Source organism: Rahnella variigena, assembly GCF_003610915.1.
GTDB lineage: Bacteria > Pseudomonadota > Gammaproteobacteria > Enterobacterales > Enterobacteriaceae > Rahnella > Rahnella variigena.
Genome location: NZ_NSDJ01000001.1, coordinates 603,316 through 617,290, shown reverse-complemented (window position 1 = coordinate 617,290; position 13,975 = coordinate 603,316). Strand labels below are relative to the sequence as shown.

The window sequence follows — 13,975 nt, the reverse complement described above, 5'->3', positions numbered from 1 at the left end:
GCAGGGCGCTTCTTTCCTGCTGTTCAGGCCAGTATGTATATAAACGTAATCTCAGCATAATCCGTGAACTCGAGGGGCATAAACATGTCACAATGATTCAGAATCTTTCAAAAAACTTCCGGAAAACCACATTACATGAATAGAGTGAAAACTCTATCGCAGCAAAATATCTCTTTATTGTTAGCGATTTACATTGGCATTTTCCTGAATGTCTCCGTGTTTCAACGCCGCTTTGCCGCTTTGGTCAATCATTTCACTTCAACTGAACTGATTCAGGCAGTCACCGAAGTTTGTGCCATCGTCCTGTTTACCTTCTTCGTGCTGCGTTTAATTTCGCTGGGTGGAAAGCTGTTTTTCCGCATCATCGCCACATTACTGGTGCTGATTTCGGTCGCCGCCAGTTATTACATGGTGATGTTCAACGTGGTGATTGGGTACGGCATTGTCGTTTCGGTGATGACCACGGATATCGACCTCAGCAAAGAAATCATCGGGTGGCATCTGTTTATCTGGATGGCGCTGGTCAGTGCTGTTCCGTTATTCCTTATCTGGAAAAACAACCTGCGTCTGACGCTGATGGAGCAGATAAAAACGCCGGGGCAACGTGCGTTGCCATTGATCGTTTTGCTGGCGACAGCGTTACTTGTCTGGCTGCCGCTGCGATATCTCGACCACGAACAAAGTGTGAATGAGAAGAAAACCAACGTCGATTTGCCCAGTTATGGTGGCGTCGTCGCGCACTCCTATCTGCCGTCTAACTGGCTGGCCGCGCTGGGTTTGTATGCTTATACGCAGGTTGATGAAAGCCGGGATGCCGGTAATTACTTTGATCCGGCGAAGGAATTCACCTACGTTCCGCCCGCAGATATCGACGATACCTACGTCGTATTTATCATCGGCGAAACTACCCGCTGGGATCACTTAGGCATTCTGGGTTATGAGCGCGATACCACGCCGCGCTTGTCGAAAGAAAAGAATCTGGTGGCGTTCCGCGGTACCTCCTGTGATACGGCAACCAAGCTGTCGCTGCGCTGTATGTTTGTGCGCGAAGGCGGTACGGCGGATAACCCGCAGCGTACGTTGAAAGAGCAGAATATTTTCGCGGTGATGAAGTCGCTGGGCTTCACCTCTGAGCTGTTCGCGATGCAAAGCGAGCTGTGGTTCTACAACAACGCGGACACCAATAACTTCTCTTTCCGCGAAATCATAGCCTCTGAAAAGCGCAACGACGGCAAGCCGGTCGATGACATGTTGCTGGTCAATGAGTTACAGGAATCCCTGAGAACGCACCCGAAAGGTAAGCATCTGGTGATCCTGCATACAAAAGGCTCGCATTACCTCTATTCCCAGCGTTATCCGCGCAGTTACGCACGTTATACGCCGGAGTGTAAGAGCAATACCTGTACCAAAGATGAACTGATCAACGCCTTTGATAACAGCGTGTTGTATACCGATACCTTTATCGACAACGTGATTGATCAGTTGCGTGATAAGAAAGCGCTGGTGTTTTATGCCTCCGATCACGGTGAATCAATTGATGAGAATTCACATCTGCACGGCACGCCGCGCGAGATGGCCCCGCCGGAGCAGTTCCGCGTGCCGATGATGGTGTGGGCTTCTGACAGCTTCCTGGAGCAGCCAGAACACAAGCTGGCGTTTGAACAGCTACAGGCACAGCAGCGGGTCGGTGCGAGGAAACGTCACGTTGAGCTATTCGATTCGATTTTAGGCTGTCTGGGTTATACATCGCCAGACGGTGGTATTAATCCGGCGAATAACTGGTGTGCTAAACCTCAGGCAGAACAGAAGCTATAGGTTATTTTGGCGCCGTATAGGACAAAATCTGGGCAGTCAGTGCGGATGTTATAAAAAGCCGTTGACGCTCTGAGGGGGTCGCAGTAAGATGCGCCCCATTCGGCGAGTAGCGCAGCTTGGTAGCGCAACTGGTTTGGGACCAGTGGGTCGGAGGTTCGAATCCTCTCTCGCCGACCACATTTGAAAAACCTGCTTTTTAAAGCAGGTTTTTTTTCGCCTGTAGTAAAAGAGGATGAGAACCTCCGAAGGAGGTTTGAGCCGAGCGAAGCGAGACAACGTTGCTTTAGCAACGACCCGCAGGGCAAGCATCGCAGATGCGCGTCATCCTCTCTCGCCGACCACATTTGAAAAACCTGCTTTTTAAAGCAGGTTTTTTTTCGCCTGTAGTAAAAGAGGATGAGAACCTCCGAAGGAGGTTTGAGCCGAGCGAAGCGAGACAACGTTGCTTTAGCAACGACCCGCAGGGCAAGCATCGCAGATGCGCGTCATCCTCTCTCGCCGACCACATTTGAAAAACCTGCTTTTTAAAGCAGGTTTTTTTTCGCCTGTAAAAGCCCGCGGCCTTCTGGTTGCGGGTTTTTGCTTTGTGAGAAGTTATTTCATCATCTTCAAATCACCTTTACGGTGATTTTTATGGTCCTGATAGAAGTTCTCATGCGAATCCAGGCTCAGCAGATACAGTTCTATTTTCTCTTCCCGCCAGCAGTATCCCAGTAATGCCTGCTGTTTTTCGAGCGGAAATTTATGCACTCTTAAATAGCTGAGATCGCCTTTCTTCAGTTCTCCGATCAGTGGATTTCCCTGTATGCGCTCGATTTCATCATCGACGGCAATCTGCTGTGACAAAGTTAATCGTCCAAAGGCTCTGGTAAAGCGATGAGATTCAAACGTATCAATCCTTTGACCGCTCAGTCCTTCTGGCATAGCGCGTTACCTTGTTGTTATCCATCTCGCTTTTGGCTAATAACGTTTCCACAATGAACCGGTAAGTCAGATCAGGATTGTCTTCAGCGATCCGGCCGATTTTTGCCCAGTGTTCAATCTGCTTGGGAATGCTCCGGTGGGAGGCTTCCGCATGTATTTTCACATCACTCACAAAGTCGTCGTCTAAACGAATACTGGTTGCCATGGTTTACCTCTGGTCGTTTTGTATACCCGATAGCAGGGTGCGCCATAACATTGCTTTACGCAACAAATTGTCGCGAATTTCGATCAATCTCCTCATTGCCTGAGAACCGAGAATAGGCAGCTCTTCCCACGTAAGAAAGGGATTTTTGGCAGGACTTTGAAGGTCTGCGAGGTGTCATGTAAAAAGGTTTGTTGGGATATTTTATTTGCACCCGATGTTAGGTGCTTTCTCGCAAATCTGGCAGGTAATAAGCTCTTAAGAATAAGCAATAAGCGCGCCACAATTTAAAAACTCCTTAACATATTCGTTTCAATCAATGTCCGTCCTCTCCCTCCCTGATGCCGGAAAAACAGGCTAAACCGGTACGGATATTGACCTGCACCACCCCTGTGCGTTTGCGCCATTTTGGGGTGTTTTGACGGTGCCGGGGTAAACACGTTCTCTGAACCTGCACGGTCATTTGCTGCACTTCCCAGCATTTTCCGCTGGTTTCCACCCCTATCTCAAAAATAACCGTTCATATATTCATCGTTTAGCAAGAAATTTTTAGGGATTTAAAATGGGTGAAACCCCCAGGAATATTCTTTTACAAAGGGGATTGTGTGGTTATTTGCTGTGCAGACTGAACATTCGTCCTGATTTGGTTAACGAAATGTTTTTTTATGTTTGTTTGTTGTAACTCACAGTCTGTGTAAATGCCTGATGGTTATATTGACGTCAAGGATAGGAGTTGCCAAATTGATAGCCCCAAGGAAGACCAGTGATTATTTCCGGTAAGCTTTTGTAAAGACAACTTTACAGATCGCAGGAAAAAAATGGCAGTTCACCATGCTCTGGTTGGACTTATTGCAGCGCACGAGCAAACACAGTCACCCGCAAATAAAAATAAAGGGTGACGTGAGCTGTATACACAACACACACATCCACATCACCATTAATCAATGGAGCAGAAGCGATGACAATCTCTTTAGGTAAGTCGGGGCTACTGAAATTCAGTATGGGCCTGATTGCGCTGACCGTTGCGGCCAGTGTCCAGGCAAAAACGTTAGTGTTTTGTTCTGAAGGTTCACCTGAAGGCTTTAACCCTCAGTTGTTCACCTCAGGCACCACGTATGACGCAAGCTCCGTGCCTATCTACAACCGTCTGGTTGAGTTCAAAATCGGCACCACCGAAATCCAGCCTGGCCTGGCTGAAAAGTGGGACGTGTCTGCTGATGGCAAAACCTACACCTTCCATCTGCGCAAAGGCGTGAAATGGCAGGACAACAAGGAATTCAAACCGACCCGTGATTTCAACGCGGACGACGTTGTGTTCTCCTTCGAGCGTCAGCTGGACAAAAATAACGCATACCACGGTGTTTCTGGCGGCAGCTACGAATACTTCGAAGGTATGGGCATGGGCGATCTGATCAACAAGATCGTGAAAGTGGACGACAACACTGTGCAGTTCGTCCTGAACCGCCCGGAGTCTCCGTTCCTGGCTGACCTGGCGATGGACTTCGCTTCCATCCTGTCTGCGGAATACGCTGACAACATGCTGAAAGCGAAAACCCCTGAGAAGGTTGACCTGGATCCCATCGGTACCGGTCCGTTCCAGCTTCTGCAATACCAGAAAGATTCACGCATCCTCTACAAAGCATTCCCGGGCTACTGGGGCACCAAGCCGCAGATCGACCGTTTAGTCTTCTCCATCACGCCTGACGCTTCCGTGCGTTACGCGAAACTGCAGAAAAACGAATGCCAGGTCATGCCGTATCCAAACCCGGCTGACATCGCAGCAATGAAAAAAGATAAAACCATCAACCTGATGCAACAGCCAGGTCTGAACGTGGGTTATCTGTCCTTCAACGTTGAGAAGAAACCGCTGGATGAAGTGAAAGTGCGTCAGGCACTGACCATGGCTGTGAACAAAAAAGCCATCATCGATGCGGTTTATCAGGGTGCTGGCCAGCCGGCTAAAAACCTGATCCCACCAACAATGTGGGGCTACAACAAAGACGTCGTGGATTACGAATACAATCCTGAGAAAGCCAAAGAGCTGCTGAAAGAAGCAGGTCATGCAGACGGTTTCACTATCGATCTGTGGGCGATGCCGGTACAGCGTCCGTACAACCCGAACGCACGCCGTATGGCTGAAATGATCCAGGCTGACTGGGCGAAAATTGGCGTGAAAGCCAACATCGTGACTTACGAGTGGGGCGAATACCTCAAGCGTGCGAAAAACGGCGAGCACCAGTCTGTGATGATGGGCTGGACCGGCGACAATGGGGATCCGGATAACTTCTTCGCCACCCTGTTCAGCTGTGCGGCAGCCAAAGACGGTTCCAACTACTCCCGCTGGTGCTACAAGCCGTTTGAAGATTTGATCCAGCCAGCCCGTGCTGAATCTGATCACGCCAAACGTGCTGCGCTGTACCAGCAGGCTCAGGTGGTGATGCATGACCAGGCTCCGGCGCTGATCATTGCTCACTCCACCGTGTACGAACCTGTTCGTAAAGAAGTTAAAGGGTATGTCGTAGACCCGCTCGGCAAACACCACTTCGAAAACGTCTCAATGGAGTGATCGCTTACTGAATAACCCGGGAGCTGCGTTGTGCGGTGCTCGCAATCTTCGCCTACCTGAAGGTATGTCTTGATTGCTGTGCTCCTCCGCCTTGCTCGCGGGCCATTCAGTACAGCCTTGATTCTCAAGAAAGAAATGTGAGCCACAATAAGCCCGGCGAGCTACGGTTCTCCGGGCATTTTATACAGAGAGTACGGGATATGTTGCAGTTCATACTCCGACGTCTGGGGTTAGTTATCCCAACGTTTATCGGCATTACTTTGCTGACTTTTGCCTTCGTACACATGATACCAGGCGACCCGGTCACCATCATGGCAGGCGAGCGCGGGGTTTCCCCCGAACGTCACGCCCAGCTGATGGCAGATATGGGGCTCGACAAGCCTCTTTACCAGCAATATTTCCACTACGTGAACGGTGTGCTGCATGGCGACCTGGGCACGTCCTTAAAAAGCCGCACCCCTGTCTGGCAGGAATTTGTACCGCGCTTTAAAGCCACTCTGGAACTGGGCATCTGCGCGATGATTTTCGCGATCATTGTCGGCATTCCGGTGGGTGTGCTGGCGGCGGTAAAACGGGGATCGATATTTGACCACACGGCCGTGGGGATATCACTGACCGGTTATTCGATGCCTATATTCTGGTGGGGGATCATGCTGGTGATGCTGGTCTCGGTGCAGCTTAATCTGACGCCCGTATCGGGGCGAATAAGCGATACCGTGTTCCTGGATGACAGCCTGCCGCTGACCGGTTTTATGCTGATCGACACGCTTTTCTGGGGCGAACCGGGTGATTTCGTGGATGCTGTGATGCACATGATTTTACCGGCTATCGTGCTGGGCACCATTCCGCTGGCGGTGATTGTGCGTATGACCCGTTCTTCCATGCTGGAAGTGCTGGGCGAAGACTACATCCGTACCGCGCGCGCCAAAGGCGTCAGCCGTATGCGGGTGATCGTCATCCACGCACTGCGCAATGCGCTGCTGCCGGTGGTGACCATCATTGGTTTGCAGGTCGGTACGCTGCTCGGCGGTGCCATCCTGACGGAAACCATCTTCTCCTGGCCGGGACTCGGCCGGTGGCTGATCGACGCACTCCAGCGCCGCGACTATCCGGTCGTGCAGGGCGGGGTGTTGCTGGTCGCTACTCTGATCATCGTGGTTAACCTGCTGGTAGATGTGCTCTACGGCGTGGTCAACCCGCGTATTCGCCACAAGAAATAAGGGGCGCACAATGTCTCAAACCACTGAGCCGGTCGCTAACGAGTTAGTGACGGCTGCGCCAGTGCCGATGCCGCCTTTGCGCGAATTCTGGCATTACTTCAAGCGTAACAAAGGGGCCGTTGTCGGCCTGGCTTACATCATTATCATGCTGGTCATTGCGATTGGCGCGAACGTGATTGCACCGCATTTGCCTGCTGAACAGTTCCGTGACGCGCTGCTGCGCCCGCCGGTGTGGATGGAAGGCGGTAGCTGGAAATTCCTGCTGGGCACCGACGACGTGGGCCGCGATATTCTGTCGCGTCTGATGTACGGCGCGCGTTTATCGCTGCTGGTCGGTTGTCTGGTGGTCGTACTGTCGCTGATCCTCGGCGTGGTGTTCGGTCTGTTTGCCGGTTACTACGGCGGTGTGGTTGACGCCATTATCATGCGTGTGGTCGATATCATGCTGGCCCTGCCAAGCCTGTTGCTGGCGCTGGTGCTGGTCGCCATTTTCGGCCCGTCGATTGTTAACGCCTCGCTGGCGCTGACCTTCGTAGCGTTACCGCACTATGTCCGTTTAACCCGTGCGGCGGTGCTGGTGGAAGTGAACCGCGACTATGTGACCGCGTCGCGCGTCGCCGGTGCCGGTTCTGCCCGTCAGATGTTCATCAACATTTTACCTAACTGCTTAGCGCCGCTGATTGTTCAGGCATCGCTCGGCTTCTCCAACGCCATCCTCGATATGGCAGCGTTGGGCTTCCTCGGTATGGGCGCACAGCCGCCAACGCCGGAGTGGGGCACCATGCTGTCGGACGTCTTACAGTTTGCTCAAAGTGCCTGGTGGGTCGTGACCTTTCCTGGCGTGATCATTCTGCTGACGGTGCTGGCATTTAACCTGATGGGTGATGGCCTGCGTGATGCCCTCGACCCTAAACTTAAGCAGTAAGGGGTTGGAGATGGAAACAACATTAACGAATGAAGTTCAGGTCGGCAAAACGTTGCTGACCGTGGATAAGCTCTCCGTTCACTTTGGTGACGAAGGGACGCCATTCCGCGCGGTAGACCGTATCAGTTACAGCGTGAAACAGGGCGAAGTGGTTGGGATTGTCGGCGAGTCCGGCTCCGGTAAATCGGTCAGTTCACTGGCACTGATGGGACTGATCGACTTCCCCGGCAAAGTGATGGCGGAAAAACTGGAGTTTGGTGGCCGTAACCTGCAGGGCATCAGCGAAAAAGAGCGCCGCCAGATTGTCGGTGCCGAAGTCGCGATGATTTTCCAGGATCCGATGACCAGCCTGAACCCGTGTTACACCGTGGGTTTCCAGATTATGGAAGCTATCAAGGTGCATCAGGGCGGTAACAAAAAGACCCGTCGTCAGCGCACCATCGATTTGCTCAATCTGGTGGGTATTCCTGATCCGGCTTCGCGTCTCGACGTGTATCCGCACCAGCTTTCCGGCGGGATGAGCCAGCGCGTGATGATCGCCATGGCGATCGCCTGTCGCCCGAAATTGCTGATTGCCGATGAGCCGACCACCGCGCTCGACGTGACCATCCAGGCGCAGATCATCGAACTGTTGCTTGAGCTGCAACAGAAAGAAAACATGGCGCTGATGCTGATCACCCATGACCTGGCGCTGGTGGCGGAAGCCGCGCATCACATCATCGTGATGTACGCCGGTCAGGTGGTGGAATCGGCGAAAGCCACGGAAATCTTCCGTGCGCCGCGTCATCCGTATACTCAGGCACTGCTGCGCTCACTGCCGGAATTCGCCGCTGACAAAGCGCGTTTACAGTCATTGCCGGGCGTAGTGCCGGGCAAATATGACCGTCCGAACGGCTGTCTGCTTAATCCGCGCTGCCCGTATGCAACTGACCGTTGCCGTAAAGAAGAACCTGCGCTGCGTGACCTCGCGAACGGGCGTCAGTCGAAGTGCCATTATCCGCTGGATGATGCCGGGAGACCTACTTATGAGTCCTGATAACACCTCATCGCAGCCGCTGTTGCACGCGATTGATCTGAAAAAACATTACCCGGTGAAGAAGGGCATCTTCGGCCAGGAACGCACGGTGAAAGCGCTCGACGGCGTGTCGTTTACGCTCGAACGCGGTAAAACGCTGGCGGTGGTGGGCGAATCTGGTTGTGGTAAATCCACGCTGGGCCGCCTGCTGACCATGATTGAAGTGCCGACCGGCGGTGAACTGTATTACCGCGGTCAGGATTTGCTGAAACCTGATGCGACCGCTGAAAAGCTGCGTCGTCAGAAGATCCAAATCGTGTTCCAGAATCCTTACGGATCGCTGAACCCGCGCAAGAAAGTCGGCCAGATCCTCGAAGAACCGCTACTGATCAACACCAAACTGACCCGCGAAGAACGTCGCGAGAAAGCGCTGGCGATGATGGCGAAAGTCGGCCTGAAAACCGAGCACTACGACCGCTATCCGCACATGTTCTCCGGCGGCCAGCGTCAGCGTATTGCTATCGCCCGTGGTCTGATGCTGGATCCGGACGTGGTGATCGCCGATGAACCGGTGTCCGCGCTCGACGTTTCCGTGCGTGCGCAGGTACTGAATCTGATGATGGATTTGCAGCAGGATTTAGGGCTGTCATACGTCTTCATCTCGCATGATTTGTCAGTGGTGGAACATATCGCTGATGAAGTGATGGTGATGTATCTGGGGCGTTGCGTGGAGAAGGGGCCGAAAGAGGCTGTTTTCAGCAATCCGCGCCATCCGTACACGCAGGCATTGCTGTCCGCGACGCCGCGTCTGAATCCGGACGAACGCCGTGAACGTATCAAGCTGACCGGCGAACTGCCAAGCCCGCTGAATCCGCCTGCCGGTTGCGCCTTCAACGCCCGCTGCCGCCGTGCGTTCGGCACCTGCAAACAGTTCCAGCCTCAGCTGAAACAGTACGGCGATCAGCTCGTCGCCTGCTTTGCCGTCGATCAGGATGAAACCGGCACCACGCAGACCGTTGCCTAAAACAGCCTGAACAGCTGAAATGAAAAAGCCCGCGAAATGGACTGACCCCATAAAGTTGGACAGTTCATGTTAAGCGGCTTTCAGGGCCTGGGTTCGGTATTCTACCGGACTCAGGCCTTTTAATTTCAGGCTTATTCTTTCGTTGTTGTAGTAATGGATATACCCCTCTATCGCCTCCCTCAGTTCCCTGAGACTCCCGAACTGGCTCAGGTAAAAACACTCCGATTTCAGCGTACCGAAGAAGTTCTCCATTACAGCATTATCCAGGCAGTTTCCTTTACGCGACATACTTTGCGTTATGCCCTCTGCCTTTAATTTTGCCTGATAGGCTGCCATTCGATACTGCCAACCCTGATCCGAGTGCAACAACGGGGCATCTTCTGGACTGAGCTTTGCGAACGCATCACGCAGCATAGTATTCACCATTTCCATCACCGGTCTTTCCGACAGGCTGTATGAGATGATTTCCCGGTTAAAAAGATCGAGAACCGGTGACAGGTACAACTTTTTACCCTGTATCGAGAACTCTGTAACATCCGTAACCCACTTTTCGTTGGCTTTTGATGCACTGAAGTCCCGACTCAGGATGTTGGAGGCTGCCTTGCCCGCTTCCCCTTTCCAGGCGCGATATTTCTTCACCCTGATAAGCGACCGGAGCGACACCTCTGCCATCAGCCGCTGTACTGTTTTATGGTTCACCAGTAGCCCCTGCTTTCTCAGTGAGAGCGTGATCCTGCGGTAACCATAACGCCCTTTATGATGGTGGTATATCTCTCTGATTTTGTCTTTCAGTCCGGCATGCCTGTCCACTCGCTTCAGCGCGTTCATATTGTGATACCACGTACTGCGGGACATCCCCGCTGCACGCAGAAGGTCACTAAGCGCATAATTACGCCTTAGCTCACTGATTATTGCGGCTTTTTGCCGTTTTTCTCGCTTTGAACTAAGGCCTTTAGCTTTTTTAGGTAGGCATTCTCTGCACGCAGGTAACGGAGCTCAGCCCGCAGCTCTTCGGGAGATAACTTTTCCAGCGCCTCATCGGTAAGTGGGGATGCTTTTTTGGGTTTTGTCATGCCTTTGCTCCGGCCGGGTTTTATGCTCAGAAGTCCATTCTCACCAGCGTCTTTGTAGACATTAACCCAGTGCCGGACGACGGTCTCGTTTGAGATATTAAACCGTGCGGCAGCTTCGCGCATTGAAAGTTCTTCACCGAGAACAGTCCGGACAACAGCAATCCGGAATGCCGGAGAATGGCGGTCATTTTTCCAGGTAATGCCATCAATACCGTGTAATTGCCAGGCTCTGACCCAGCGACGAACGGATGTTCTTTCGACACCAAAACGTTCTGCGGTCCGTTGTGTCCCGTCATTGCCGTAGAGGTAATGGCTGACCACAGCCATTCTGGTTTCGAGGGTATATTTTGGCTTCGCCATAAAAAACTGCACCTTACTCAGTTGGGTGTCCAACTTTTGGGGTGCAGTCCAAAAAGCGGGCTTTTTTGTGGGCAATACTTAGTCAGAAGCAAATCTGATAAGGTGCCTATAATCGCCATTGTCGGCTTCTCTCAAAGCGAGAATGTATTCAGCGCGATGTGCATCTGGTGAAACGAGTTCGCCTGCTGATATCCCCCAGGGAAAGAACCCCCTTCCAAGCGCGCGACGAAGCACATCGCAAAATATCCGGGAATGCCTTCCATTCCCATTGGGAAAAGGGTGGATCCATACAATGTCTCTGTGAAGTCTCAGGCAGATTTCATCGGGTGGGTAAGTTTCGTTTTCAATCCAGAAAACTGCATTATCGAGAGTATCTCTGACACGCATTGAGATCATATAAGGTGGCGTATTCCCGATGTTTACTTCTCTGCGTCTGAGTTGACCCGCCCATTCCCACGTTTTATTGAACATGTTGCGGTGTAATCGAAGACAGAAATCGACAGTTAAGATCTGTATGTAACTCAGCTTCTGACGGCTGAGATGCGCTAATGCCTGCTGTATGTTCGTTTTTTCAAATTGATTCAGGTCTTCCCGGGTAAAGATGTAGTCGGGAATTAAACCGGCCAGATCGTCAGGGCTAAGTTCCGTTGCCCCTTCAGGAAGGCCATTATTGATGGTTTCGCTCATTTTTCATCCCAGAAATCCCGAGGCCATTTTTGTAATAGGTCGCTTTTAAGCTTGTCTTGTGTCGATTTTTGGAAAGCTGATGATGTGGGTTGCTGTTCCAGCGACATATGAATTTCAGTGTACTGATTAAGGAATCTCGCTTTTTTCTCGGCCTGCTGCTCTCTTAGTTCTTGCAACGTTCGCCCTTGCTTTGGCTGCAAAAAGTATACAAGCTCACAATCCAGGCCCTCAGCGATTTTTTCCAGTGTATTCAGCGTTAGCGACCCCTCAATTTCACCTTTTTCTATCAGCGAAATGCGCGACTGACTTAAACCACATCGTTCGGCAAGCGAGCGGGTGCTCATGCCCAGCGCGCTTCTGAGAAGTTGTATCCATCCTTTTTTTGGACGCTTGGCTTTGCGTCGAGGTTTCATTTCATTGAGAAGGTTGTCTACCTGTTTGATTTTTAATTCTTTATCCCACATAGAGAAACCTTTTAATTGCATATTTACAATAGATTTATTGATTTTCAATATTGAATATACAATCAAATTTGGATAAATCAATTGTATATATGAAATCATTTTAGAATTAATCGATTGTATATATACAATCGATCACAACAAAAAAGGCCAGTCAGCATCCCCCTGACTGGCCTTTTTATTCCAGAGTATGGCTTACCCTTTATGACTCGCCCACCAGCTCAGCAGTTGCAGGGTGGAAGAATAGTAATCGTCTTTCGGTGCCAGATTCGGGCTGATGGCGCCGGCGTTGGCCATGGTGAAATCGCGAATGGCTAACAGGCCCGGCGACATGTTGTAGCCCGCTTTGGTGCCGGTCATCACGTCAATCCAGGCCGGTGTCGCATCGCGTGGGGATTTCTGCCACCACAGAATGAACGGTGCCATCTGCGGGCTGCCCGGATGTGCCCAGCCGAGATACAGCGGGATACGTACCGCATCGTAACTGAAACGCGTCGGCCAGCGGCTGGCCGGTTTCAGGGTGCCATCGGCCTGCATATCCACCCAGTCGGTCGGCAGACGGAATTCACCAAACGCCATTTTACTGAGCATCGCTGTACTGCTTTCATCCAGATCTTTCCAGACTTTCAAATGGCTGTGAGCGTAAAACGCCTGCCAGGCCGGGAAGATGAAATAGGACGGATTGACGGTTACGTTGCTGGTCTGATTGAAACCTTTCACGCCCGGCAGCATCACTTTGTACCCGGCATAATCAATCACATTGTATTTGATCAGCGCCGTCTGCAATTTCTCCGAGGCTTTGGTGTAACGGCTGTCGTTCCACTTATCGCCCGCCAGCAGCAGTGCCCAGGCCATCAGCGTATCGCCATCAGAGGCATTGTTAGTATCCGCCACATGCGGGGTGCTGTTCGGGTCATAACGCCATGAGTACAGGCCGATATCTTTGCGATAAAGCGTGGTGTTCGCCCACTGCCAGAGTTTATCGAACGTCGCCTGATCGTCATTGAAGACCGCCAGCAACATGCTGAATCCCTGGCCTTCGGTGTGACTGACGTTTTTATTGGCGGTATCAATGATGCGCCCGTCCGGCATCAGAAAGCGGCTTTTATACGCTGACCAGCCAGAGTCCTGAGCCATTACGGCAGAGCTGAAAAACGCGAAAATAACGCCGAACCACAGCACAAGACTGTAGCGTCGAAATAACAACATAGGGATCCCTTACAAACCATTTTGATAACGGAAAACGAATGCGCCTTCCGGTGTGCTTTCCTGCCAGCGCAGCGGAACATAAGGCTGTCCGCCCTGTGACAACAACCACTCCGCATAAAGACCTTCAAACAGCGAGATCAGCGCGATGCGCCAAAGCTCGTCATCCTGACCCTGCGGTGAAACCGGCCAGGCAATGTGGACCAGCGCCAGCTGTTGCTGAGTGGCTTCCAGTTTCACCACGCCCCAGTCGAACCGGCTGAGAATATGATTGATATTGTCTTCCAGCTCGCCCAGTGTCGCAGAGGCGGGAAGCGGATGCTGACGCGCCAGATTATTGCCTATCAGCGTAAGAAAACGACGGCCATCCTCATCATCGGCGGAGGCCAGAATACCTGAAAATAGCACCTGCACCAGGCTTTGCCAGCCCGGTGTGGTATGGCGCTGGCGGTAATATTCCTGCGCGACCTGAGTATAGTTATTTTCTTGCATGGTTT

Annotated in this window: 13 protein-coding genes, 1 tRNA gene and 2 other RNA genes; 9 read left to right on the top strand and 7 right to left on the bottom strand. The window is 51.9% G+C overall.

Annotated elements, in window-relative coordinates; genetic code table 11:
* Window positions 1-135 precede the first annotated feature (135 nt).
* The 4 genes from eptB (at window position 136) to CKQ54_RS02830 (ending at window position 2,320) form a co-directional block, all read left to right on the top strand.
* A complete protein-coding gene (gene eptB / locus CKQ54_RS02845; protein ID WP_120163172.1) occupies window positions 136-1,815 on the top strand; it encodes a kdo(2)-lipid A phosphoethanolamine 7''-transferase in 1,680 nt (559 codons plus the stop codon).
* 100 nt (window positions 1,816-1,915) lie between these two features.
* Window positions 1,916-1,992 (top strand) — tRNA-Pro (locus CKQ54_RS02840).
* Window positions 1,993-2,026: 34 nt separating this feature from the next.
* Window positions 2,027-2,156: non-coding RNA, RtT sRNA (locus tag CKQ54_RS02835), on the top strand.
* A 34-nt stretch (window positions 2,157-2,190) separates the two neighbouring features.
* Window positions 2,191-2,320, top strand: a non-coding RNA gene (locus CKQ54_RS02830) — RtT sRNA.
* 89 nt (window positions 2,321-2,409) lie between these two features.
* Here the strand turns inward: CKQ54_RS02830 and CKQ54_RS02825 are convergent.
* Window positions 2,410-2,739, bottom strand: coding sequence for a type II toxin-antitoxin system RelE/ParE family toxin (locus CKQ54_RS02825; RefSeq protein WP_120164113.1), 330 nt, complete (start codon window positions 2,737-2,739; stop codon window positions 2,410-2,412).
* Window positions 2,708-2,944: a ParD-like family protein gene (locus CKQ54_RS02820; RefSeq protein ID WP_120164112.1), complete on the bottom strand. Its 237-nt coding sequence runs from the start codon at window positions 2,942-2,944 to the stop codon at window positions 2,708-2,710. The genes CKQ54_RS02825 and CKQ54_RS02820 overlap by 32 nt, the downstream gene beginning before the upstream one ends.
* 955 nt (window positions 2,945-3,899) lie before the next feature.
* Between CKQ54_RS02820 and dppA the strand changes: the two genes are divergently transcribed.
* The 5 genes from dppA to dppF all read left to right on the top strand — a co-directional run bounded on the left by dppA (window position 3,900) and on the right by dppF (window position 9,691).
* Entirely contained in the window at window positions 3,900-5,507 is a 1,608-nt protein-coding gene (dppA, locus tag CKQ54_RS02815; RefSeq protein WP_120164111.1) for a dipeptide ABC transporter periplasmic-binding protein DppA, read from the top strand.
* 200 nt (window positions 5,508-5,707) lie between these two features.
* Window positions 5,708-6,727, top strand: a complete 1,020-nt coding sequence (dppB, locus tag CKQ54_RS02810; protein WP_013573445.1) for a dipeptide ABC transporter permease DppB — start codon at window positions 5,708-5,710, stop codon at window positions 6,725-6,727.
* Window positions 6,728-6,737: 10 nt separating this feature from the next.
* Window positions 6,738-7,652, top strand: coding sequence for a dipeptide ABC transporter permease DppC (gene dppC / locus CKQ54_RS02805; RefSeq protein ID WP_013573446.1), 915 nt, complete (start codon window positions 6,738-6,740; stop codon window positions 7,650-7,652).
* A gap of 10 nt (window positions 7,653-7,662) precedes the next feature.
* On the top strand, window positions 7,663-8,688 hold the full coding sequence (dppD, locus tag CKQ54_RS02800; protein ID WP_120164110.1) for a dipeptide ABC transporter ATP-binding protein: 1,026 nt from the start codon (window positions 7,663-7,665) through the stop codon (window positions 8,686-8,688).
* On the top strand, window positions 8,678-9,691 hold the full coding sequence (gene dppF / locus CKQ54_RS02795) for a dipeptide ABC transporter ATP-binding subunit DppF (protein WP_120164109.1): 1,014 nt from the start codon (window positions 8,678-8,680) through the stop codon (window positions 9,689-9,691). The genes dppD and dppF overlap by 11 nt, the downstream gene beginning before the upstream one ends.
* Window positions 9,692-9,760: 69 nt before the next feature.
* Here dppF and CKQ54_RS02790 read toward each other — a convergent pair.
* The 5 genes from CKQ54_RS02790 to bcsD all read right to left on the bottom strand — a co-directional run bounded on the left by CKQ54_RS02790 (window position 9,761) and on the right by bcsD (window position 13,970).
* Window positions 9,761-11,124, bottom strand: a protein-coding gene (locus tag CKQ54_RS02790) for an IS3 family transposase (RefSeq protein WP_120349660.1) whose coding sequence is annotated in 2 segments (ribosomal slippage) — window positions 9,761-10,635 and window positions 10,635-11,124 — 1,365 coding nt in all. Because the reading frame shifts where the segments join, the coding sequence is not laid out codon by codon here.
* A gap of 78 nt (window positions 11,125-11,202) precedes the next feature.
* A complete protein-coding gene (locus tag CKQ54_RS02780; protein WP_120164038.1) occupies window positions 11,203-11,811 on the bottom strand; it encodes a mobile mystery protein B in 609 nt (202 codons plus the stop codon).
* Window positions 11,808-12,275, bottom strand: coding sequence for a mobile mystery protein A (locus CKQ54_RS02775; protein WP_112291829.1), 468 nt, complete (start codon window positions 12,273-12,275; stop codon window positions 11,808-11,810). The genes CKQ54_RS02780 and CKQ54_RS02775 overlap by 4 nt, the downstream gene beginning before the upstream one ends.
* A 192-nt stretch (window positions 12,276-12,467) precedes the next feature.
* A complete protein-coding gene (locus CKQ54_RS02770; RefSeq protein ID WP_120164039.1) occupies window positions 12,468-13,481 on the bottom strand; it encodes a family 8 glycosyl hydrolase in 1,014 nt (337 codons plus the stop codon).
* Window positions 13,482-13,490: 9 nt separating this feature from the next.
* Complete coding sequence (bcsD, locus tag CKQ54_RS02765) at window positions 13,491-13,970, bottom strand: cellulose biosynthesis protein BcsD (protein WP_120164040.1); 480 nt, start codon at window positions 13,968-13,970, stop codon at window positions 13,491-13,493.
* Window positions 13,971-13,975 lie beyond the last annotated feature (5 nt).

What these genes read in the sequence shown, in the direction of transcription:
- dppF (WP_120164109.1), top strand. Translation starts at nt 8,678, where the DNA reads ATGAGTCCTGATAACACCTCATCGCAGCCGCTGTTGCACGCGATTGAT.
- CKQ54_RS02820 (WP_120164112.1), bottom strand. Translation starts at nt 2,944, where the DNA reads ATGGCAACCAGTATTCGTTTAGACGACGACTTTGTGAGTGATGTGAAA.
- bcsD (WP_120164040.1), bottom strand. Translation starts at nt 13,970, where the DNA reads ATGCAAGAAAATAACTATACTCAGGTCGCGCAGGAATATTACCGCCAG.
- eptB (WP_120163172.1), top strand. Translation starts at nt 136, where the DNA reads ATGAATAGAGTGAAAACTCTATCGCAGCAAAATATCTCTTTATTGTTA.
- CKQ54_RS02770 (WP_120164039.1), bottom strand. Translation starts at nt 13,481, where the DNA reads ATGTTGTTATTTCGACGCTACAGTCTTGTGCTGTGGTTCGGCGTTATT.
- CKQ54_RS02825 (WP_120164113.1), bottom strand. Translation starts at nt 2,739, where the DNA reads ATGCCAGAAGGACTGAGCGGTCAAAGGATTGATACGTTTGAATCTCAT.
- dppD (WP_120164110.1), top strand. Translation starts at nt 7,663, where the DNA reads ATGGAAACAACATTAACGAATGAAGTTCAGGTCGGCAAAACGTTGCTG.
- CKQ54_RS02780 (WP_120164038.1), bottom strand. Translation starts at nt 11,811, where the DNA reads ATGAGCGAAACCATCAATAATGGCCTTCCTGAAGGGGCAACGGAACTT.
- dppA (WP_120164111.1), top strand. Translation starts at nt 3,900, where the DNA reads ATGACAATCTCTTTAGGTAAGTCGGGGCTACTGAAATTCAGTATGGGC.
- CKQ54_RS02775 (WP_112291829.1), bottom strand. Translation starts at nt 12,275, where the DNA reads ATGTGGGATAAAGAATTAAAAATCAAACAGGTAGACAACCTTCTCAAT.
- dppB (WP_013573445.1), top strand. Translation starts at nt 5,708, where the DNA reads ATGTTGCAGTTCATACTCCGACGTCTGGGGTTAGTTATCCCAACGTTT.
- dppC (WP_013573446.1), top strand. Translation starts at nt 6,738, where the DNA reads ATGTCTCAAACCACTGAGCCGGTCGCTAACGAGTTAGTGACGGCTGCG.